Below are 21,031 nucleotides of genomic sequence, written 5' to 3' on the forward strand. Positions count from 1 at the left end.
TTCAACCATGCGTCATCAGCGAGCATTTATTTTTTTCGTGACTTTATAAATCCATCCACAGCATCCCACACTAAACCGACAATAAATAGAATAAGAATCCAAAATGTAGATTGATTCCAAATCGTGGTTATTGTATCAAATGCTTCAGAACCGGCCGTAACCACACCAGCTTCTACTAATTGGTTCATAAATTCAGGGTTCCAAAAATCAGGTCCGCTAATCATAAACAGTATTGCTGCCATCGATATGACATTTACAATTGTTGTATAAGCAGCTAACCTGTACGTCCATTTCCCGGCAACGAGCTTAAGGCATTCTTTGATAATTCCAGCTCCAAATATGAGAAAAATAAACAATAAGTAGGAGCCATAGGTTTGTTCATTTAAAAATGGAACAACACCATTAAATTCATCCTGAAACACCCAAATTCCAAAGTACTCATTCGAAAAGGCAAGAAATACAATGATAATCGTGTAGAAAATAATTCCGACAATCGACTCGCTGCGTTTGATTTGTCTCTTTTCATCTGGAATGGGCGATAAGTCAGCGGGTTTCCATTCCTTTCCGATTAAATCTTTTTGCTTTGTTCCACCGTACAGCTCACCGATAGCAAACCAGAATGTCGCCCAGCCGAAAGCCTGTGGAAGTTCTGTAACGGCAGAAACAATCATATCAATAAAATGATCTAAAATAGACATTGGCTCTAAAATAGTTTGGATGATAAATCCAATACCTATTAGAGAACTCATAACAATGAGAACAATCTTCACCACTAAAATATAGGTGTCAAAAAGCTCTGGGCCAATGATATATTTCTTTTTCCCCCGATATTTATCAGCTAATGACCTTGGGCTGCCCAGTTCCAGCAGGACCTCTTCTACATCATTTTCTTTACCGTTCCCTTGCCCTGCCCGTTCCTCCAGCATATCTTCAATTAACCCGCGCAGTTCAATTGCAATATCCTCCCGCTGCGATTGGGGCAGCTTTTGAGTAACCGCATAAATATACCGATTAATCATCTCCATTTTCGTCACCTCTCTTATTTTCTATGATCTGATCCAGACTTGCAGCAATACTTTTCCATTCTGTAACCAGTAAATCAAAAACTTCTTTTCCAGTTTTACTCAGTAAATAATATTTCCTCGGCCTTGATTCGTTTGTATCCCATTTACTTTCCAGTAGTCCCTGTTTTTCCAATCTTCTCAGCAAGGGATATAATGTTCCAGGCTCAACATGTATCCCTTTATCACTGAGCATCGTTACGAGGGAATACCCGTATTGCGGCTCTGAAAGCTGGCTTAGTGCGCCAATTGTAATGGTTCCTCTACGCAATTCCTGCATGATTTTATCTAAATGTTCCTTTGCCTCAGTCATGTAATCAACTCCTATATTCATTATAGTGTATGACAAACACTATTGTAAAGTGCATATTAAAGTTTGTTGTAAAATATTTTATCAAATAAGCATCCTTTTTCATAAAAGTCGGTCATTTAGCAAATAATTTGATACAATTATGGAGACTGATTTAGATTGCAATTATGGAAAGCGGAGTATTCTAAGGAGGGATTTCTTTGGAATTTAAAACGGAAAGATTATTAATCAGACCATTCAATGAAGAAGATTTAGAGGATGTATTTCATATTTATAATAACGATGCTACCTGTAAATATCTCTTGAATGATAAGTGAACGCATGAAAATAAACAGAAGGAGTTTCAGAGAAAACTGGAGAATAATGTACTGACTAAAGAAACCCCTTTAAGCCTGGCGGTACTAAGCGGTACAAAAGTAATTGGTGATTTGGCTGTATGGTATACAGAGATGAAAGATACAGTTGAAATTGGTTACACCTTCTCTTCAGAAGCTTCGGGAAAAGGCTATGCGACAGAAGCTGTGAGTGTTTTAGTGAATAATCTGTTTAGTGAATTTAAGGTACATCGTATACAGGCTAATCTGGATGCAAGAAACGAAGCATCGCAAAAATTATGTGAGCGTATAGGTATGCGAAAGGAAGCACATTTTATACAGGATTACTGGAGTAAAGGGGAATGGACAGACAGCTTAGTGTATGGAATGCTATCCTCGGATTTGAAATAAGGTTACGTATTTATTATTTTTTAAGGAGAACTAATCATGGAATTAGAAACGGAAAGACTTAAGGTTATACCATGTACGGAAGAAACGGTTGAAATCGCTATTAATCAAAAATATGATAGAGGACCGCAGATCTCAACTCACTTGAAAAAGTTAAATGAAGACCCCTCTTTACTGTATTGGGGCCGTGGTTTGTTGTCCGGAAATCAGACGGGTCTATCCTTGGTGATATAGGATTTAAAGGGAAGCCGGATAAGAACAGAGTAGTAGAAGCAGGGTATGGGTTTCTGGAAAGGTATTGGGGAAATGGTTATGCAACCGAAGCTATGGAAGTGCTGATTCAGTGAGCTTTCAAAACATCAAAAGTAGACAGAGTAATAGCTGAAACACTTCAGGATAACTACGGTTCTATTCGTGTGCTGCAAAAATTAGGTATGAAAAAAATAAGTTCAACAGAAACAATGATTCATTGGGAAATAGGAAATTCTGAGTGATTTTCAAACGGTTTTATAGCTTCCATATAACATACTCAAATTAAATGAATTACAGAAATGCTGCTTTTAGTTTTTTCTATTGGTAGCATGTTTATTTAGGTATCAAAAATTTATTGTTTCCAATTAGGTGTTGATTAAAAATGAAATTATCTTATGAATGATAAATTTATGACTCTGTTGGGATTTCATTAATTTTATCATTCATCTATTCCTCTTTTATTTAATTTTCTCAGTACATCATTTACAGATTCCTAAACATAAAAGGATTCTTCCAAAACCTTACCGTCAATTTTTTATTTTTACATTTTTTATAAACTTCGCACCAAAGTATTCATAGAAATGACGTGTACTGTTTTCTTTTAGAACACTATTTTAAATCTCACTTTATAATGGTTGTAATTTGTTTCATCAAAAATAATAAAATATGTTTGTATCAAATGAAAGTTTTTATTTAAAAGGTCGAGGGGCGTTAAGTTTTCATACAAATTAAGGTAATTTATCTTCAAATTTCCCGTCTAAATTACTATCTGTATAATAACAGTATGATAGAATTTGAATGTAAGGGCATACAATTATAAGGAGGTAATGCTGTTTTTTTGTTGATACCAGTTTAAATTAGGAAAGGAAGGATAGACATGAGAGATTTAATTGCAAAGCAAAATTTTACGGATGAGGAATTAAAGACATTTAAAAATAACTCCTCATGGAGCTGTGATACCTTTGTTATTATGCCAGATGTTTCAGAAGAAGAGGCTACAATTCTTTCAAAAAATAGTGATAGAGTTGAGTATGATGCGCAACCATTAATGTATTATCCGAAAAAGACATATGGCCCTAATGAAAAATTAAAATTAGGAAATGTCACGATTGGTCAAGTAGAAGAAACTTATGAACATATAGGCTCTTCCCCTTATTGGTGCTGGGGTTATGAGGAAGGTATAAATGTCCATGGTGTAGCGATTGGAAATGAAGCTATTTTTACAAAAGATGTCGCTGAGAAAATGCAAGCAGTTAAAGATGGAGAGAATGTAGAATATGGAATTATTGGGATGGAATTTATCCGCTTAGGACTGGAAAGAGCTAAAAGTGCTCGTGAAGCAGTAAACGTAATCACTAGTTTGCTTGCAGAATATGGTCAATTTTCTTCTGGAAATCCGGCCGTCCAGCCGGAAGATGGAGCTTACGATAACTCTTTTATTATCGCTGATAAAGACGAGTCCTATGTTTTAGAAACTGTTGGTAAGCACTTTATGGCTAAAAGGATCTCTAAGGGAACTAAAGCAATTTCTAATGAACCTAGTATTCGGACAGAATGGGATCTAGCATCTGATGGCATTATTGATTATGCGATTGAAAAGAGATGGTGGAAAGAAGAACGTCGGTCGGAATTCGATTTTGCGAAGGCTTTTCTAGATTTTGAAAAACCATTACAACTGTCTCATATCCGTGTGCAACGAATGAAGCAGCTATTGAAAGAAGGCTTAGATAATAATCAGGGCCGAATCGGTTTACCTTGGTCAAGACGGATTATGCGTGACCATTATGAAGATACTTTTTTAGAAGGGCCATATATGAATGCTGCGTTACCCGATTTTTTAACTGTCTGTATGCACCATTCACCAGCAGAATTTACTTGGGGGAATACAGCGTCATCATCCCAATTTATTTTACCTAAGGAAAAGGATCGTTTTCCTGTAATGTGGTGGTTGGCAGGAGTGCCATGTACTGGTGTTTATATCCCGTTTTATCCTGAAGCAGGTCCAATAAATCCAATATTATCTAAAGCTGGTGCTTATGGTAAACATGCTATGGCGCCTCAAGATGCTGAAATAGACACTTATAAGGATGATTCTTTCTGGTGGATTATGCGTGATTTACTAGAGACTGCTAAAGGTGATGCCTATGGCGGGAAATTCAATATACGCCAGCCAATTATTCGAGAAGTATATAATGATTTGGAAAGAAAATGGCTCTTAGAAGCTAAAATTATAGAAGAAAAAGCGATGAACTTAAAGCGGGAAAATGGTGAAGGCTATAAACAGGTTTTGAGTGAGTTTACAAATAAATGTGTTACAGAAGCACTTAAGACAACAAAAAAACTAAAGACTATTATCCAAGAAGTGTAAATTTTTAGATGGGAAAATATAATAACAAACAACTAATAACCATAAATTTTGCAGTTATCAGCTGTTTGACCATGAGCATATTAGGTATCTTGTCTATATTCATGGGGGTAATCTGTATTATTATTTTCCTTATTAAAAAAACTGATGCGGACATTTAGTAGCAATGGGAATAAGCGAACCGTAACAATTCATTTAAAAATTATAGAAGAGAGGTACTTTAATGAGCAATCCTATTTTAAACCAAATTGGAACAGTTTTTATCCCGGTCAGCGATATTGAAAAAGCAAGAGATTGGTATTGTGATATTTTAGGATTAAAATCAGATGGGGAAATACTTTTCGACCATTTATATGTTATCCCTATGGAAGGCACAGGAATTGTATTGGATAGTAAGATTTACGCAAAGGATAAAATTTTTAAAGCACCGGCATTTCACCTGAATACCAAAAACATTGAAGAAGCATTTCAATATATGAAAAATAAAGGCGTTCATTTGATGACAGAGATTGAACATAATCATTATTTTAATTTTCAAGATCCGGACGGGAATATGTTAATGATTAGTGAATGTTAGCTTCAAAAGGTAAAAAAACGAAGCAGGAATGGAGTGGTGAAAATAGAAAAATTAACATTGCAAAAACACATCAATTACTCCTCAGAACTCCATTTTACAGGCGGTCAAATAACGAGAGATGGAGATTTATTACTGATTGAAAGAAATGTAAATGAGGAGGAGCTGGATCCATTTGACCGTCCAGTACTAAAACGGGATTGGACAATCCGGATTATTAAGAACGAAAAAATAAAAACCGTTCAATTAACAAACGTACCGCTGATTCCTGAGCACATTGATTTATTTTCAGATGGAACTCTATTAATTGTCCAGGCCCGTTGTTTAAAAGATGGTGAATATGCAGAGCGGAATGCCAGAAGATACAATATGAATGGTCAATTGATTGAGGCTTTTACACTTGGCGATGGAATAGAAAATATGCAAATTGATGGAAAGGATACTATTTGGGTAAATTATTTTGATGAAGGGATATTTGGAAATTTTGGCTGGGAACAGACGATGGGGAGAGACGGCCTTGTTGCATATACCATAAATGGAGATAAATTATGGGGAGCAAGGGAGTATGACATTATTGATGGCTGCGCTTTAAATGTTGTCGATTCCAGTGAAATTTATTTTTATTACTATGATGATTACTTCCTGGTTCAACTGGATAATATGAAAGAAAAAAATCGATACAGGATGGAAGGACATCATTGGCTTAATCAATTTTTGTTTGCGCAAGGTAATTTAATTGCACAGATGGATATGAACAAGTTGACACGCTTTAAGATAAGAAATCAGACGATAACAAAAGGGGAAGGGCTGGAACTTGTTGATGAACATGGAAAGCATATAGCCGGTCCGGTATTTTTGAGAGGGAAATTCCTTTATGTATATGGAAGGAAAGGAATTTATAAGAGGGAATTTTAATTATTTTTTAAGATTGATTATATTGAAAAGCCGGGTTTAGTTGTTAAAAATCGGAACGAGCTAAAATCTCATTCCGATTTTTAGTCTTAAGACTGTTGTATAAATCTTCATTATTTAATTCAGCTCTAAAGATAAAAAAGCATAATCTCCATCTCTAAGAATCGCTCCTTTACGAACAGAAACAGGATATTTAAAGATAGGGCCGTCTAATACAGTTGTATGGAACTCTCCACCTTCTCCGCAGGGATCAATACCGCGATTTTGAAGCTCTCTCACGTATTCATGGTCTAATGTTCTTCCTAAATCTTCTTCCTGCATACCAAGTGATAGATTAACAGTTACAACTATCGCAATAAATCCCAGGTCAATGAATTCTCTGACAGCTTGGCGGTGATCCATTTCCCATAGAGGCATGGCCAGCTTTAATTCAGCTTTTTTTGTGACCTCATCGTGCCAGCAGCCATTTGCAGGCATATCCAAGTCGCCGGTAACCAGCACTTCTGCATGCTGCTTTTTCGCTTTTTTTAAAAGATTAATAAATACCTTTTCATATTCTGCCCAGCTTGCAGCGGCAGTGTATACCGGCAATCCAATCGAGTCAGCCTGGGCTTGTATAATCGCTGGAGGCATGCCATGAGACCGGGAGCGATTTCCTTCTTCCTCCATCATGACAATGAGCCCAAGAGCTTCTCCAGCCTTCATTGATTTATAAAGAGCCAGAGAGCCGTCCTTTCCTCCGCTGAAGGAAGCGATAAATTTATGACCATGAGCATTATTTTTCCAGTTTCCTAAGTCCGTCATTTATATCCTTCTCCTTTATATGAGCAACATTTACAAGCCTTCTATCTTCATTTTATCAGCTCTGCTTATTTTTCGTCATTTTTGTTCTTAATCACCTGTTTATCTCGATGTAAAACTATTCTTAATAAAATTCACAAGAGAACCGGCTGCTCCTGTAATTGCACCTATTACGATACCGGTTGTTACGCTGCTGAGAAACGCAAATATACGGGCAATGAGGTTTACTGCGGTTTGTGGCAGATTACTTAAGTTGCCCCCAAATTGAATAGGCGTATCTAAGGCAGTGCTCCATAAAATTTGATGAACGGCTGCTAAAAATATCCCGTAGAAAAAACCGATTAATAGCAGTGATAAAAAGGTTTTCTTTATATTTTTCAAATTGGTATACATAATCCATATAATAATTGGGGCAAAGACCAATATGCTGTTTACCAGGCTGCCCTCCTCAATAATAGATAGATCATGGGCAATGACACGAGGAACACCTAGCAGGGAAAGCATGATTAAAGTAAATAAAGGCACACCTAAATAATTATTTATCCTTTGAATAGACAATAAGAAAACTCCTCTCTTTTTTTGAATATAACTATTATTTCTAGTGCTGCTTCATATAATAGGATGAAGAGCTTAAAGAAATCTAAAGGATTTATTAAATATTTATTAAATTGTGTTTGTGATTAATAAATGGACTTCAACTATTTTTAAGTTAGAATATACAGATATTTTCAAAAAAAGATGAATACAGTATTGATTCAGGTTACAATAATGATATATACTCCATTATTTTAATAGGGGAGGGATGGTATGGTTATCGGTGGTTTTATGTGCTTGGGAATAGGTATCGGTTTTTATACAGGGAATATTCCGGCGGGGACAATGATAGGAATAGGGATAGGTCTGGTTGGAGAAGCAATATATCAAAAAATGGGAAAGCACTCTCCGGAAGAGGAATAAGGTTTGGGTGAGCGTTTTTCAAAAGCTGTGAGGTTGAAATAAAGTATTGAAAGCAGTTAAATAAAAAGAATAATTCACGTTTCTTAAAAGGAATAAGATAAACGTATTGGATGGATTGAGGTTAAACTTGATTCCATTCAATGCGTTTTTTTATGGTGAAGAAATAAATTTTGGGGCAGACAGTTTAAAAACAGTATGTTAAAATTAAATTGATTAACCGATCAAAAAATTATATATTTAATCAATTTCGTGTGAAGGAGATCATAAATTGGACATACAAAGAGAAACTCAAACTTCTAAAAAAAGAGCAATTTCCTTAGATTTACCCAGAGGATGGATGCTGTTATTAATTGTTCTTGCTCATGCTCCCTTATTTTTATATAATGCTGAGCCTGGTGTGATGAGCCGTCCGGAAAACATTACTTTTATCGATACAATCGTCAATACGTTTGGAGAATTATTTATAGACAATCGTGCGCGTCCTCTGTTTGCGGTTTTGTTTGGCTATGGACTGATGATGATTTTTGAGAAACAGATTTTAAGAGGGAATTCCCAAAAAGCAGCGCTTAAAACAATCCGGCGAAGATGTTGGTATTTAATATTATTCGGAATTATATTTGCCGTAGTAATCGGCGGGCAGGATATATTGATGGCTTATGGGATTGCTGGTCTTTTAACAGCTTGGCTGCTGCCACGGAATAACAAGGCCTTAATCAAAGTTACCATTTTTATCACTTTGATTATTTTGCTCTATCTTCCTTTATTATGGGGCGTTTTTTTGAAAGAAATGGGCAGTTATGGATTCGGAGTGGAAGTTACACCGGATATTGGGTATCTGCAATTCTTTATAGAAGCCGCTCTTTCTTTTCCAATCATCCCGATATTTATTCACTTTCTTTTTCCCGTTCTTCCTTCTGTTCTTATAGGCATGTGGGCCGGCAAAAAACATTTGCTGGTTAATTCCCAGCAGCATCATAAGACATTAAAGAAAATTGCTGTGATAGGAATAATGACATCCATTATCGGAGCATTCCCCTTATTGATGATCGATAAAGTATGGTGGCCAAGCCTTCAAACAGCAGGGATTATATGGGGGCTTCATATCATAACAGGGATGGCTGCTGGAATAGGCTATGCAGCTCTGTTTGGAGTAATAGCTAACTATATTAAAAATCCTGGCTGGCTAACCTATTCATTGGCTGCTCTAGGGAAGCGTTCACTCACTTTTTTCATTTTTAACGAAGCCTTGCTAGTTATCCTGTTATCTCCGGTATTTTTTGATTTAGGCGGGACATTAGACAATATTGGAGTCACGATTATTGCTATAGCCATATGGATAGTAGCTGTGGTTTTGGCAGCCGTTTTAGAAAAGCTTTGTATGAATGGACCTTTGGAAAGCGCTATGCGTTATTTAGCTTATCAAAAGTATAAAGAAAATCCGGAAAAACAAAAAGGAGTCAAATACTAGAAGATATTTGGCTCCTTTCCACATTTTACAGCCTTCTGCAGTTTCAAAATTAATTATAGATTTGGCCTCCTGCGCAATTGACAGTAGATCCGTTTAAAGTCTTAGCTCTGTTCATAGCAAAAATAACAACATCGGCAATTTCTTCCGCAGTTGCCGGAATATTAGGCCCTGTAGAGGCAGCGATTCCCGCACCAATTACTTCTGTATAAGTAGTTGATGCGGCAGCGGAAATATTCGTCTGCATCGTATTAGGTGCAACCCCCACTGCGAAAATATTCAAGTCCTGATAGTCTTGGCCGATAGATTTAGTTAATCCGGCAAGTGCATGCTTGGAAGCAGCATAGACACCGTTAAAGGCTGTCGGTTTAAAGGAATTGGATGAAACAGTATTGATGATGGTACCGCCGTTATTTTCTATCATTACAGGAATAACATATTTGATTCCTAAGAATGCCCCTTTTACATTAATATTCATTAAGCGGTCATACTCTTCACTTGAGTACTCATGAAGCAGACGGAATGGAATCATAATTCCGGCGTTATTATGGAAATAATCTATGGTTCCGAAAGCCTTAACCGTTTGTGCTACATAATTTTTAACGTCTTCTTCATTGGAAACGTCAGCCTTTACAAAAATAACTTCGGCACCCAGCTTTTTAGCGCCTTCAGCAGTAGCCTGTCCGTCCTTTTCGTTATAATCCACCAGGCTTAAACGATGCCCCTGTTCTGCCAATTTTAATGCAACAGCCCGCCCGAGACCGGTTGCTGCCCCGGTGATTAAGTAAACCTTGCTCATAAGAGCTCCCCCTTTTAATAGCTTACAATGTTCAACAGCTGTCCATGTATTCTCTCTCTATTCACCTTAAATAAAACGCTTACAAACTTTAGTATAAACTAAAAATATTGTTTTAATGTACAACTGTCTATTATGATAGTAGCATAGGATAAAATTCTAATTCAATAACCAAAAAAATGGAGAATGTTGCTTAATGAACGATTTTTGTGAAAAATGTCTATTAAGAGGTGAAGCAGCTTGAATTTAAATGATTTAAGAGTTATTAAAACGAAGAAGACATTTCATGAGGCATTAGTGAAGCTTTTGATGGATAAACCGATGGAGTCTATTTCTGTCTCTGAAATTTGTAAACTGGCAAAAGTAAACAGAGGAACATTTTATTTGCATTATGATCAGAAAGAGTGCTTATTTGAAGAATATTTTAAGGTAGTTATGGAAGATTTGGAGGACTCCTATCAGGGGGCTTATCGTGATTTGCAGGTCCAGCCGCATGAAGTAGATCCATCTTCTTTACGTATCTTTCATCATGTAAAGAAATACGGTGATTTTTATAAAATTGTTTTTACAAATAAGGCATCGCTTTCCTATTACTATTTATTTTATGAAAAGATAAAGCTGCTGCTTGGTGAGGTTTTAAAGCTGTATAAGAATGAGGATATTGATATTCAGCTTTACACTGCCTATCAGGCAAATGCACTTGTTGGTATGATTATGTACTGGGTTGCTGATGATTTTTCTTACAGTTTGGATTATATGAATGAGCAATATGCGCTGTTTTATAGAATGAGTATTTAAATATATATAAGGGAGAAATATTTTATTAATAAATCAGATTATTAAACTCTAGGAAAAAGCAGGTGTGGGAATAATCTTGTGAAAAAAACTATAGGCAGGAAAGATGTTATAAAAGAAGCAAAGGAAGCCGCAATCAAAGCTCCTTTACTTTTTTTATTAACAAACACTTATCTGATATACGAGTCTACCAAAGATTCCATGGGTATTTATCCGGCGGCTGAGACTTAACCTTAATCTCTTCTTTTTTCGTTGGATGCTCTATTACGAGCGTTTCTGACCATAATGCAATCTGTTCTCCGGTTTGATTAACCTTTTCTCCGTATTTTTGATCTCCATAAAGCGGTAAATCACGGGAGGAGAGCTGAACACGAATTTGATGCGGCCGACCGGTATGCAGTTTGATAGAGAGCAGGCTCAAATTTTCTTTACTGCCGATAACTTCATATTCTAGCTTGGCTTCTTTAGCATTCTTATTCTCCGGATGTGCTGTATACACTTTGTTTTCACGTTTATCCTTTACCAGGTAATCTTTTAATAACCCATACTTTTTCTTAGGCTCTCCTCTTACCACAGCTAAATATTTCTTTTCTACTGCCTGTCTTCGAATTGCGTCAGATAAGCGGGAAGCAGCTTTGGATGTTTTTGAAAAGACCATTGCTCCTCCTACAGGGCGGTCCAGGCGGTGAACCATTCCCAAATATACATTTCCCGGTTTTTGATAGCGGATTTTTAAATCTTCCTTCAAAAGATTAAGTAAATCCTGGTCCTTTGATCTATCCTCCTGTACGGGAATGTTGACAGGCTTTTCTACAAAAAGTAAATGATTGTCCTCATAAAGTATTGGAACATTCACGGGTAAAACTCCTTTATTTCATACTGAGGCAATGATAACATAGCAGATTTTTTAATCAAGGGAGCATCTTCTTAATAGCATCTCAGCAGTAAATCAATCGTTTGTTTGAATTATAAAATGAAGTCTACGTAAAACTGCTTCTGCGATGATATTTAATTAGAAGGTTATGCTTTCTTGCTTATTTCTTGTTTATATATGGAATTATGGTATATTAAAAAACCAATGAAATTCTATAAAAAGGCGAAAGACATTTAGTTGGAGGGGAAAGATGGAAGAGAATGTATTCAATCAAATGGCAAAAAAATATGATACAGAAGATCGAATAAAGCTGGCAAATATTATTGCCGGAGAGATAAAGAAAGTCTTTGCCGGCAAGCAATATCATTCCATCCTGGATTATGGCGGAGGGACAGGTTTGGTGACATTTCAGCTTGCTGATCAATTTGAAAAGGGATGGCTGATAGATGCTTCTCAGGAAATGATTCAGGTTGCCCAAGGTAAAATAGAGAAGCAGCAATTAACTCATTTTGAAGCAGTAGAATTTAATTTAGTGGAAGATGACGGTTTGGACTTGAATGCAGATGTCATTATCTTATCGCTTGTTCTGCTGCATGTTCCAGATATAGGGCCGCTTCTGCAAAAATTAAGTACAATGCTAAATCCAAACGGCATGCTTATTATCGTCGATTTTGATAAAAATGAAAGAATCCAGCATCCAAAAGTGCATAATGGTTTTACTAAAGAGGAAATAAGCAATGTATTAAACGATGCTGGTTTCCAAAATATTGAAATGAATACTTTTCATCATGGGAATCATATCTTCATGAAGCAAGATGCCTCTCTGTTTATAGCGACAAGTACAAAATAGTTAAAAGGCAAGGAGATGTTCCCCTTGCCTTTTAACTATTTTAAGAGACTCGTGTGCCATTTGGAACGTGTTCATCTGGACTCAGAAGAACGACATCTCCATCTTTTGGAGTACCGCCGATAACAAGAACCTCTGATTTGAACCCCGCAATACGCATTGGCGGGAAATTAACGACTGCTGCAACCTGACGCCCATTGAGCTGTTCGGGAGTATATCTGCGTGTGATTTGAGCAGAAGAATACTTTGTTCCAATCTCTTCTCCAAAATCGATTTCTAATTGGATTGCCGGCTTTTTTGCTTCCGGAAAAGGTGCAGCGTATCGAATGGTGCCAATTCGAATATCCAGTTTTAAAAAATCCTCTATCGTTGCCATTTTTATGTTGTCTCCTTTAATCAATTTATTTAGGCTGAGGTCATCGTTGTAGATTTATTTTTACGATTCATCGCGTTGGATGATCCAATTAATAATACAATCCCGATAATTAAAAGTGAGATACCTAGCCAGGCGGTTGTATTTAAGCTTTCTCCTAATAGGAGCACTCCTAATAATGCCGCTGTTAAAGGCTCTGCCAAGGCAAGCGTTACCGCAGTTGAGGAAGAAACTTTAGTCAGCCCTTTGGCAAAAAGAAAGTAGGCTATCCCAGTAGCTATAACTCCAAGCTGAATACTTACACCAATCCCCTGCAAGCTCTTCACCCAAGATATATCGAAGATAAATAAAAACGGAGCTAAGAAAATCGCACTGAGCGTAAAAATAACCGCAACAACATTTAAGGATGGGAATTTTTGAACCATATCTCTGCTGGCAAGTGTGTAAATGGCAAAGGAAAGTCCTGCTCCCAAAGACATGATGACACCGACAGGATCTACATAGGCTGCCTCTCTGTTTACAAACAAAAGAATACAGCCGGAAATGGAAAGAACAGTGGAGCACCACCAGATTTTTGATGGGCGGGATTTAAAAAATATCCATTCCAGCAGCCTTGATAAAATCGGTGCACTTCCTATTGCTGCTACTGTTCCGATAGCCACTCCGGTGATAGTAACGGCAGAGAAAAACAATGGCTGGTATAGAGCCATGCTCAAAGCTGCCAAAATAGTTGCTTTCTTTGGCCAATTTTTTAACTCTAATTTGCCAAACAAAAGAACCAGAGATAATAAAAAGAACCCTCCGATAGCTAAGCGGATTGTTCCAATCGCTATAGGATGCGCACTTTCAGGTGCAAAAGCCTGCGTGGTGCCTGTTGTTCCCCAGAGGACAGCTGCCAGCAGGATTAGCAAAGCGGAAAGTTTTCCTTGCATTTGACCCACTCCAAAAAAGAATATTAAATTTATCATAAAAAATTGTTGATGCATTTTCTATACCTGATTTAACATTCTTTTATCTGTTTTAAAGAAATCTGTATTTTTTTGGAGCTGTTCCCTTGTGCCTGACAAACCATCTTGTAAAGGAAGAAGCATTCTCAAAGCCCAATTCTTCACTGATCCGCGACATGGACCATCCGGTTGAAAGCACTAAATGCTCTGCTTCTTGTAAACGAAGCTCTAAAATATAAGCTTTTGGACTTTTACCGGTTCTTTTCTTAAACCATTCCGAATAATAAACTGGATGATAATGTTCTATTTTTGCCAGAGTTTCTATTCGAATCGGCTCCTTGAAATGCCTGTGAATATAATCAATAGAAGGGGGATTGGAAGTCTGCAGTTTTTTTGCAATGTACCTGGTTAAATCTGACAAGGGAGATAAATCATTTTTCGAAGCTGCCTCTTCCAGCAATAAATAACGGATAGAAGTCCAGTGTTCATCTAATCGGATATGCATGCTTTCAGAGCTATCTGGTGAATAGTGTAAGGGAATATCCAATATTAAAAATTCATTTCTGTCTATAGAGCGGTAGTTGTGTTGAAAGTTTGGAGGAAGATAGAAACAGTAATCTGGTCCGAGGTTTATTTTCTGCTGCTGTGTCCGGATATCCAAAGAACCGTGCAGCGGGAAGAGAAACTGTCCAAATTCATGCTGGTGTGAATGGAATTCTCTAGAGTAGGACCTTTTTTCACAAACAATTTGCTGGCTTCTTTCCATTATGTTTTCTCCCTTCAAGGTTAAATTTAAAATATCGTATCATTAATTTGCAGTAAGGTAAATGAATTGAAAGAAATTTTTATTAACTCCTTGCTTATTCTATTGCTGGAAATTCGGTATCAAACCAGTTAATTTTCTTTAACAATTGATCCGCGTCATTTTGCTTGTTTAGAAACACGATACATGGAATCGTTTTAGCAATAAAGTATAAGGTTTTAAAAATTAAATATGATTCTATAATTAATCATATTTACATACATACTGTATGTATGTTAAAATAAATCTAAATTACAATAAGGAGTGAAGAAAATGAAGCTTAGCGGTTTTTATCCAGTATTAATGACGAAAAATGTAAGCGAAACGAGTGAATTTTATTTACAACATTTTGGATTCTCCATCGTTTTCGAAGCGGATTGGTATATAAGTTTGAAGCAGGAAGAGACAGGAGGGGAGTTAGCAATCCTTCAGGCAGATCATGAAACAGTACCTTCTTCCTTTGGAAACACTGTCCAGGGTTTAATCATTAATTTTGAGGTAGAAAATGTCGATGAAGTCTATGAGCGATTAGTTAAAAAACATAAGTTGCCTTTGCATCTCGATTTACGTGATGAGGCATTTGGTCAAAGGCATTTTATTACAAGTGACCCGAGTGGTGTATTGATTGATGTGATTACAGTTATTCCTCCTGATAAATCCTTTCAAGATTATTATAAAGAAACGGAAACAGGAGAACAGGGATTATCATGAGCGAGTATATAGCTTTAAAATATTATTTTGATAAAGAACTGGCTCTCAGGCTGGCTGATTTAATTGAGCCGCATTATCCTCCTTTTTCTAAATATGATTTTGTAGATGCGGTGAGGGCAGAAGTAGAGGATAAAGAGTTGAAGGCACGTGTAGAAGTAATAACGGACAATTTAAAGCAATATCTTCCTGCAGATTACGAAGAAGCTTTAGCTATCTTATTAAACATTCTGGGACCAGAGAATGAAACAGAAGAAGGGATGTTTACCAAAGGTTATTTCCTGATGCCTGTTGCCCTTTTTGTAGAAAAATATGGATTAGATTATTTTGATTTATCCTTTCAAGCCATGTATGAAATTACGAAACGCCATACATCGGAGTTTGCTGTCAGAGCCTATTTAATGGCAGATGTTGATCGTTGCATGAATTATTTTCAAAATTGGATAGGAGATTCTAACCCGCATATTAGACGCTTAGTAAGCGAAGGAACCCGGCCGCGTCTTCCATGGGCTAAAAAGATGCCTCCATTAAAAAACGATATACGAAATAATTTATATCTGTTAGAAAAATTAATGTGTGACAGGTCTCGTTATGTTCAAAAATCTGTGGCCAATCACATAAATGATTTAACAAAAGAGAATCCTGCAGCAGTTCTCGAATGGATGGAGCAATATGTATCAAATAAGGAGAATATAAATTCTAAAATAATTAAAAATGGATTCAGAACATTAATAAAATCAAAGAATGAACATGCAGTGGAATTATTGCATCAAGCTGAGCAGAAAGGAGAGCCAACATGAAGAAAAATAAAGCAGAAACAGAGCAAACGATACAGAATTTAATAAACATAGCACGGCACCACTTTACAGCATATGGATATGCGAATGCTTCTTTAGAAAAAATCGTCAAAGAAGCAGGCTTAACAAGAGGTGCTTTATATCATCATTTTAAGAATAAAAAAGGACTTTTTCTTGCCGTATTTGAAGCAGTTCAAGAAGAAGTAGGAGGCTATGTAGAGGCAGCTGCAGCGCAAAGTAAGGATAGCTGGGAGCAATTAGTCAATGGATGTCAGGCTTTTCTGGAAGGAGCCGTAGAATCACATAACCAGCGTATCCTCTTAATTGATGGACCAGCAGTATTAGGCTGGGATACATTTCGGAAAATGGACGAAAAATATTCAATGAATTCTTTAAAAGAACAATTACAATCAATGCAGGAGCAAAACCAAATAAAGTCTCTTTCTGTAGAAGCGATGACACATTGTCTTTCCGGAGCAATGAATGAAGCGGTATTATGGATTGCTAACCATCTTGACCGGAAAATGGATGTAATAGAAGAAGCGATGATTGTTTTACGGCATTTGTTAGAAGGATTAAGAGAAGAACAAAACAAATGAAAACCTGACAATTAGAAGTGGAAAATGTATAATAACCTTGCAAAATAGCGAAGGGGACAGTTATGGCATGACTAACAAATTTAAAGAGCTTTAAAGCCCTTTAAAGCTTGTATCCTCTTTTTTATGTAAAAGATTAATAAAAATGAAGTATAGTAAATATTAAATGAACGGTTAATAAATCAAAGCCGTAAGAAAATGAATAGACTTCTGTTTGCTATAAAATAACACAAATTTTTAACTTTATATGTTAATTTTCAGACCCATTTAATAGCCTTAACTGTTGTACCTTTTCCACTTCCTGATTGGATTTCAAATTCATCCATCAATCGCTTAACACCTGGAAGTCCTGCCCCGAGACCTCCCGAAGTAGTATAGCCATCCTGCAATACTAACTTGATATCGCTGATCCCCGGGCCAGAGTCAGCAGCGATCATAATTATGCCTTTTTGATTAAACGCGTCAATGACTTCAAAGGAAATCTGTCCTTTACCTGCATATAGATAAATGTTGCGGGCCAATTCAGATATTGCCGTGGTAATACGTGCCTGATTAACCGTACTGAAGCCAATCTGTTTTGCTATATTCCTGCCTACCTGTCTGGCCTGAACAATATCTAATTCCTTATTGATGTTCACAGTTGATTGAGTTTTCATAGTCTAGTCCTCCAGTTCTTGATAAAGTTTTATATTCCTTGCTTCAGATTAAGAACGATTGGAAATCGCTGGAGATGTATACCTGAATCAATCAGTATTATTGCGAATGAAAGCCAAATACCAGTTTGCCCCTTTTAATGAATAGTGTATCTATAATCATTGTTCTCACTGTCTGAATTCCTTTTTATTATTTAATTTAATTTTAAAAAAAGCCGAAAAGGATACGATACCCTTTTCGGCTTATGTCTTAGCTCTATTGTCTAGACATTTCCACCATATTATTTTTTGGTTTAAGTATAAAGATAACAAAGCCTGTATCATTTTCAAAATCCCAGTCTACGAATACATCTTGTATTTCCTGATGAAGTACAGACTCTAAGAATTTTTTATCAATTAAACTCTTTTCCAGCTTCCGTTTTGACAGCCTGAGCTGATTTTCAAAGCCGGAACGGATAAGCTCCTGTTCAATCAGGACAAAAATGTCCTCCCGTCTGGAGACTAATGTGCGAGAGTTGAGCATACATGATGTAAGCTTTCTTGGAGACTTTTGCGCTTTTTGTGTAAAACGGCTAATCTCCGCGTGAACCTGTTCTTTTGCTGGATAACTAAGATAGTTCCCGGTTGTTTCATCTAAGTTGGAATTAAGTTCTGCAAAGAGAATTCCGTTTCTATTTTCTGTTGACCAGTCATAGTAGATTTTGTCTACTTGTACTCCTGCCTGTGAGGAAATAATAGATTGTATTTCCGGCGTCAGTTCCTTCATTAACAGGTCACGGGTTTCCTGAAATTTTAATTCGTTTTCCTGCTTCAGCAGAATTCTTTCCATTGGAGCTAAAAAGTTTCGTAAATAAATAGTGATGTATGGTTTTGCTATAGATACAAAAATTGCCTCCGGTCCTTTTCCGAAATTATCTCGAAATAGTTTACCGATTGCACTGGATATTCCAGATTCTACTGTTTTTTCCACTTGTTTTCTCCTTTTGGGTATAATCAATTTATATCTATATTCGCCGCGAAAATAGGAGTATGCTTCGATTTCTATTAGTATGATTGATAGAGCATGAAAAAACATTTTAAGGACCGTACATTATTTTACAATCCCTGTGATAACTATACCATTAATTTTGTGTGTTGGAAAATTATTTTGATTCAAAAAATATAGCGGTATCTTTTATGTGATAGAAATTTTGGTGCATTATTCCCTTGGGAAAATTCCTTTTTTTGGTACCATATGAATATATGATGAAAAAATTGAAAAAATAACCACTTGTCAATTAATTTACATTAAACTTTCATAGTGTTATCATATTCAGTATTCGACTTTTACGCATGGAAATAAACGGGAGAAGCAGTACCACCTGACGAGCCAAAAGCAAGTATGCGAAAAAGGTTTTATTTTCAAAGCAGGGAGTAGAAATCCATTTGAAAATAGAAGCAGTGCAATTAAAGAAAAACAATGTCATTGCTGCATGACATAAATATTTATATATGTTTATTTTTTAAAGTTGATTTTATTTCATTTTAGCATTTGCTTATATGGTCATCAATCAAGGGTACCTCTTCTATTTGGCAGTTTTACGATTTCAGTAAACGAAAACCAGACGGTGAGGTATTTTTAAATTGTTAGAATATTTATTTAAGAGTATCAATTTCTCTAATTTGATGCTGGAGTAATATTTGAGGCTATATTATGAATTGCGAAGGGTGAATCAATTTAAATAGAAAGGGACAGGAAATATTATGACAACAAAAAATTCAGAAGATATCCTTAAGAGTATTCCGCAAAAAGGTTTTTTCGGACATCCTAAAGGTTTATTTACATTATTCTTCACAGAGTTTTGGGAGAGATTTTCATACTATGGTATGAGAGCAATCTTACTTTACTATATGTATTATGCAATAAAAGATGGCGGGCTGAATCTGGATAAAGGAACAGCTGCTTCCATTATGGCTATTTATGGCTCACTTGTATATATGTCAGGAATTATTGGCGGTTGGATTGCTGACCGCTTGCTTGGTACAAAGAGAACTGTCTTCTATGGCGGAATATTGATTATGGCAGGTCATATTGCCTTATCTTTCCCAGGAGGAGTCACAGCTCTGTTTGTATCCATGGGCTTAATTGTTATTGGTACAGGACTGTTAAAACCGAATGTATCTAATATCGTCGGAGATTTATATGATAAAGAAGATCCACGTACCGATGCCGGTTTTAGTATATTCTATATGGGTATTAACCTTGGCGGTTTAATTGCACCATTTATTGTCGGAACACTCGGGCAAAAATATAATTTCCATCTTGGATTTGGGGTAGCAGCCCTGGGTATGCTTGTTGGGCTTATTATTTTCTTGGCTACCAGAAAGAAATATTTAGGGATTGCTGGTTCTTATGTGCCTAACCCATTATCACCTGAAGAAAAGAAATCTGTATTTCTGAAATTTGGAATCAGTGCCATCGTAATTGTTATTGTTGGTGCTATTCTGATTTCTAACGGTATTTTAACCATTGATGGATTTATCATGTTAGTAAGTATACTAGGGATAATTATTCCTATTATTTACTTTTTAGTGATGTATTTCAGCAAAAAAACAACAAGTCAGGAACAAAAGAGTTTACTTGCTTATATTCCATTATTCCTTGCAGCAATGGTGTTCTGGGCAATCCAGGAGCAAGGGGCAGTTATCCTGGCACAATACGCTGATGAACGGACAAGGTTATCATTTGCCGGTTTTTCCTTGCAATCATCTTGGTTCCAATCATTCAACCCATTATTTATTGTATTGTTAGCACCAGTATTTGCAGCGCTATGGATGAAGCTTGGCAAAAGACAGCCATCCACACACAAAAAATTCTCATTAGGTTTGATTTTTGCTGGTCTTTCTTTCTTGATTATGATCATTCCTGCAATTTATGCAGGGCCTGATGCGCTTGTCAGCCCAATATGGTTAGTGCTCAGCTTTTTAATTGTTGTCTTTGGTGAATTATGCTTATCACCAGTTGGTTTAGCAGCCACAACGAGGATGGCTCCTGCGGCATTTTCCGCACAGACAATGAGTCTATGGTTCTTATCTAATGCTTCAGCACAGGCAATTAACGCACAAATCGTTAAATTATATAGCCCTGAAACAGAGATTATGTACTTTGGAATCATTGGCGGAATTGCTGTATTGCTTGGTGTTGTTCTATTCTTATCCTCCTCTTTCTATAAAAAGAGAGCGTAGCATGATTGAATCGAGCATATCCAAAAAATAGTCACATCACGGCTTACCAGACAGTTATATGACAACTCTTAAAAAGGGGCAGGTCATTATATATTTCTTAAAAAACCGCTTCTGCTTATCAAGTATGGAGCGGTTTTTTGGGGTTAACGAATAGTACTGTAATAATTGAATGATGGAGAAAATGAAATTCTCTGTATTA

22 protein-coding genes and 2 pseudogenes are annotated in these 21,031 nt (G+C 36.4%); 13 read left to right on the top strand and 11 right to left on the bottom strand.

Going from position 1 to position 21,031, the window contains the following annotated elements; genetic code table 11:
- Window positions 1–26: 26 nt before the first annotated feature.
- Window positions 27–1,025 (bottom strand): HAAS signaling domain-containing protein, encoded by a 999-nt coding sequence (locus OSO01_RS03785; RefSeq protein ID WP_147208875.1) that lies wholly within the window; start codon window positions 1,023–1,025, stop codon window positions 27–29.
- On the bottom strand, window positions 1,012–1,374 hold the full coding sequence (locus OSO01_RS03790; protein WP_147208877.1) for a PadR family transcriptional regulator: 363 nt from the start codon (window positions 1,372–1,374) through the stop codon (window positions 1,012–1,014). Before OSO01_RS03790 ends, OSO01_RS03785 begins: the two co-directional genes overlap by 14 nt.
- A 197-nt stretch (window positions 1,375–1,571) precedes the next feature.
- Between OSO01_RS03790 and OSO01_RS03795 the strand changes: the two are divergent.
- The 5 genes and pseudogenes from OSO01_RS03795 to OSO01_RS03815 all read left to right on the top strand — a co-directional run bounded on the left by OSO01_RS03795 (window position 1,572) and on the right by OSO01_RS03815 (window position 6,199).
- A pseudogene (locus tag OSO01_RS03795) lies at window positions 1,572–2,096 on the top strand (GNAT family N-acetyltransferase).
- 36 nt (window positions 2,097–2,132) lie between these two features.
- Window positions 2,133–2,587: pseudogene (locus OSO01_RS03800) on the top strand (GNAT family N-acetyltransferase).
- 635 nt (window positions 2,588–3,222) lie between these two features.
- Window positions 3,223–4,713 (top strand): C69 family dipeptidase, encoded by a 1,491-nt coding sequence (locus tag OSO01_RS03805; protein WP_147208879.1) that lies wholly within the window; start codon window positions 3,223–3,225, stop codon window positions 4,711–4,713.
- A gap of 220 nt (window positions 4,714–4,933) precedes the next feature.
- Complete coding sequence (locus OSO01_RS03810; RefSeq protein ID WP_147208881.1) at window positions 4,934–5,287, top strand: VOC family protein; 354 nt, start codon at window positions 4,934–4,936, stop codon at window positions 5,285–5,287.
- Window positions 5,288–5,320: 33 nt separating this feature from the next.
- Entirely contained in the window at window positions 5,321–6,199 is an 879-nt protein-coding gene (locus OSO01_RS03815) for a YxiH-YxzG fusion protein (RefSeq protein WP_246145032.1), read from the top strand.
- 114 nt (window positions 6,200–6,313) lie between these two features.
- On the opposite strand, the gene OSO01_RS03820 is transcribed toward OSO01_RS03815, so the two are convergent.
- Both OSO01_RS03820 and OSO01_RS03825 read right to left on the bottom strand, forming a co-directional pair.
- Window positions 6,314–7,000: a Dph6-related ATP pyrophosphatase gene (locus OSO01_RS03820; RefSeq protein ID WP_147208883.1), complete on the bottom strand. Its 687-nt coding sequence runs from the start codon at window positions 6,998–7,000 to the stop codon at window positions 6,314–6,316.
- A 99-nt stretch (window positions 7,001–7,099) separates the two neighbouring features.
- The gene (locus tag OSO01_RS03825; protein WP_246145033.1) at window positions 7,100–7,555 is read right to left on the bottom strand and encodes a hypothetical protein; all 456 of its coding nucleotides are present in this window, start codon (window positions 7,553–7,555) and stop codon (window positions 7,100–7,102) included.
- 249 nt (window positions 7,556–7,804) lie between these two features.
- Here OSO01_RS03825 and OSO01_RS23230 point away from each other — a divergent pair, with 249 nt between their 5' ends.
- Window positions 7,805–7,954, top strand: coding sequence for a hypothetical protein (locus OSO01_RS23230; RefSeq protein ID WP_156985918.1), 150 nt, complete (start codon window positions 7,805–7,807; stop codon window positions 7,952–7,954).
- Between the two features lie 268 nt (window positions 7,955–8,222).
- A complete protein-coding gene (locus tag OSO01_RS03830) occupies window positions 8,223–9,422 on the top strand; it encodes a DUF418 domain-containing protein (RefSeq protein ID WP_371863281.1) in 1,200 nt (399 codons plus the stop codon).
- Window positions 9,423–9,471: 49 nt separating this feature from the next.
- Here the strand turns inward: OSO01_RS03830 and OSO01_RS03835 are convergent, their stop codons facing one another.
- Window positions 9,472–10,218, bottom strand: a complete 747-nt coding sequence (locus OSO01_RS03835; protein ID WP_147208885.1) for an SDR family NAD(P)-dependent oxidoreductase — start codon at window positions 10,216–10,218, stop codon at window positions 9,472–9,474.
- 237 nt (window positions 10,219–10,455) lie between these two features.
- Here OSO01_RS03835 and OSO01_RS03840 point away from each other — a divergent pair, with 237 nt between their 5' ends.
- Complete coding sequence (locus OSO01_RS03840; protein WP_147208887.1) at window positions 10,456–11,013, top strand: TetR/AcrR family transcriptional regulator; 558 nt, start codon at window positions 10,456–10,458, stop codon at window positions 11,011–11,013.
- 184 nt (window positions 11,014–11,197) lie between these two features.
- Here the strand turns inward: OSO01_RS03840 and OSO01_RS03845 are convergent, their stop codons facing one another.
- Window positions 11,198–11,866, bottom strand: coding sequence for an RluA family pseudouridine synthase (locus OSO01_RS03845; protein ID WP_147208889.1), 669 nt, complete (start codon window positions 11,864–11,866; stop codon window positions 11,198–11,200).
- A gap of 268 nt (window positions 11,867–12,134) precedes the next feature.
- On the opposite strand from OSO01_RS03845, the gene OSO01_RS03850 reads away from it, so the two are divergent.
- The gene (locus tag OSO01_RS03850) at window positions 12,135–12,734 is read left to right on the top strand and encodes a class I SAM-dependent methyltransferase (RefSeq protein WP_147208891.1); all 600 of its coding nucleotides are present in this window, start codon (window positions 12,135–12,137) and stop codon (window positions 12,732–12,734) included.
- A gap of 40 nt (window positions 12,735–12,774) precedes the next feature.
- Here OSO01_RS03850 and csaA read toward each other — a convergent pair whose 3' ends face one another.
- The 3 genes from csaA to OSO01_RS03865 form a co-directional block, all read right to left on the bottom strand.
- Window positions 12,775–13,107 carry a chaperone CsaA gene (gene csaA, locus OSO01_RS03855; RefSeq protein WP_147208893.1) on the bottom strand — a complete coding sequence of 111 codons (333 nt, stop codon included), beginning with the start codon at window positions 13,105–13,107 and terminating at the stop codon, window positions 12,775–12,777.
- A gap of 29 nt (window positions 13,108–13,136) precedes the next feature.
- Entirely contained in the window at window positions 13,137–14,036 is a 900-nt protein-coding gene (locus OSO01_RS03860) for an EamA family transporter (RefSeq protein ID WP_147208895.1), read from the bottom strand.
- Window positions 14,037–14,124: 88 nt separating this feature from the next.
- Window positions 14,125–14,817 carry a helix-turn-helix transcriptional regulator gene (locus OSO01_RS03865; protein ID WP_147208897.1) on the bottom strand — a complete coding sequence of 231 codons (693 nt, stop codon included), beginning with the start codon at window positions 14,815–14,817 and terminating at the stop codon, window positions 14,125–14,127.
- A gap of 309 nt (window positions 14,818–15,126) precedes the next feature.
- On the opposite strand from OSO01_RS03865, the gene OSO01_RS03870 reads away from it, so the two are divergent.
- Genes OSO01_RS03870 through OSO01_RS03880 form a run of 3 tightly spaced genes read left to right on the top strand, consistent with a single transcriptional unit; the run spans window position 15,127 to window position 16,957 of the window.
- Entirely contained in the window at window positions 15,127–15,564 is a 438-nt protein-coding gene (locus OSO01_RS03870; protein WP_147208899.1) for a VOC family protein, read from the top strand.
- Entirely contained in the window at window positions 15,561–16,361 is an 801-nt protein-coding gene (locus OSO01_RS03875; RefSeq protein ID WP_147208901.1) for a DNA alkylation repair protein, read from the top strand. Before OSO01_RS03870 ends, OSO01_RS03875 begins: the two co-directional genes overlap by 4 nt.
- The gene (locus tag OSO01_RS03880; RefSeq protein ID WP_147208903.1) at window positions 16,358–16,957 is read left to right on the top strand and encodes a TetR/AcrR family transcriptional regulator; all 600 of its coding nucleotides are present in this window, start codon (window positions 16,358–16,360) and stop codon (window positions 16,955–16,957) included. Before OSO01_RS03875 ends, OSO01_RS03880 begins: the two co-directional genes overlap by 4 nt.
- A gap of 254 nt (window positions 16,958–17,211) precedes the next feature.
- Here the strand turns inward: OSO01_RS03880 and OSO01_RS03885 are convergent, their stop codons facing one another.
- Together OSO01_RS03885 and OSO01_RS03890 are read right to left on the bottom strand one after the other, a co-directional pair.
- Complete coding sequence (locus tag OSO01_RS03885) at window positions 17,212–17,610, bottom strand: anti-sigma regulatory factor (RefSeq protein ID WP_147208905.1); 399 nt, start codon at window positions 17,608–17,610, stop codon at window positions 17,212–17,214.
- A 253-nt stretch (window positions 17,611–17,863) separates the two neighbouring features.
- Complete coding sequence (locus OSO01_RS03890; protein ID WP_246145034.1) at window positions 17,864–18,577, bottom strand: Na-translocating system protein MpsC family protein; 714 nt, start codon at window positions 18,575–18,577, stop codon at window positions 17,864–17,866.
- Window positions 18,578–19,350: 773 nt separating this feature from the next.
- Between OSO01_RS03890 and OSO01_RS03895 the strand changes: the two genes are divergently transcribed.
- Window positions 19,351–20,832 (top strand): peptide MFS transporter, encoded by a 1,482-nt coding sequence (locus tag OSO01_RS03895; RefSeq protein ID WP_147208909.1) that lies wholly within the window; start codon window positions 19,351–19,353, stop codon window positions 20,830–20,832.
- The last annotated feature ends 199 nt before the right edge of the window (window positions 20,833–21,031 follow it).

The organism is Oceanobacillus sojae, from assembly GCF_007991515.1.
Lineage (GTDB): Bacteria > Bacillota > Bacilli > Bacillales > Amphibacillaceae > Oceanobacillus > Oceanobacillus sojae.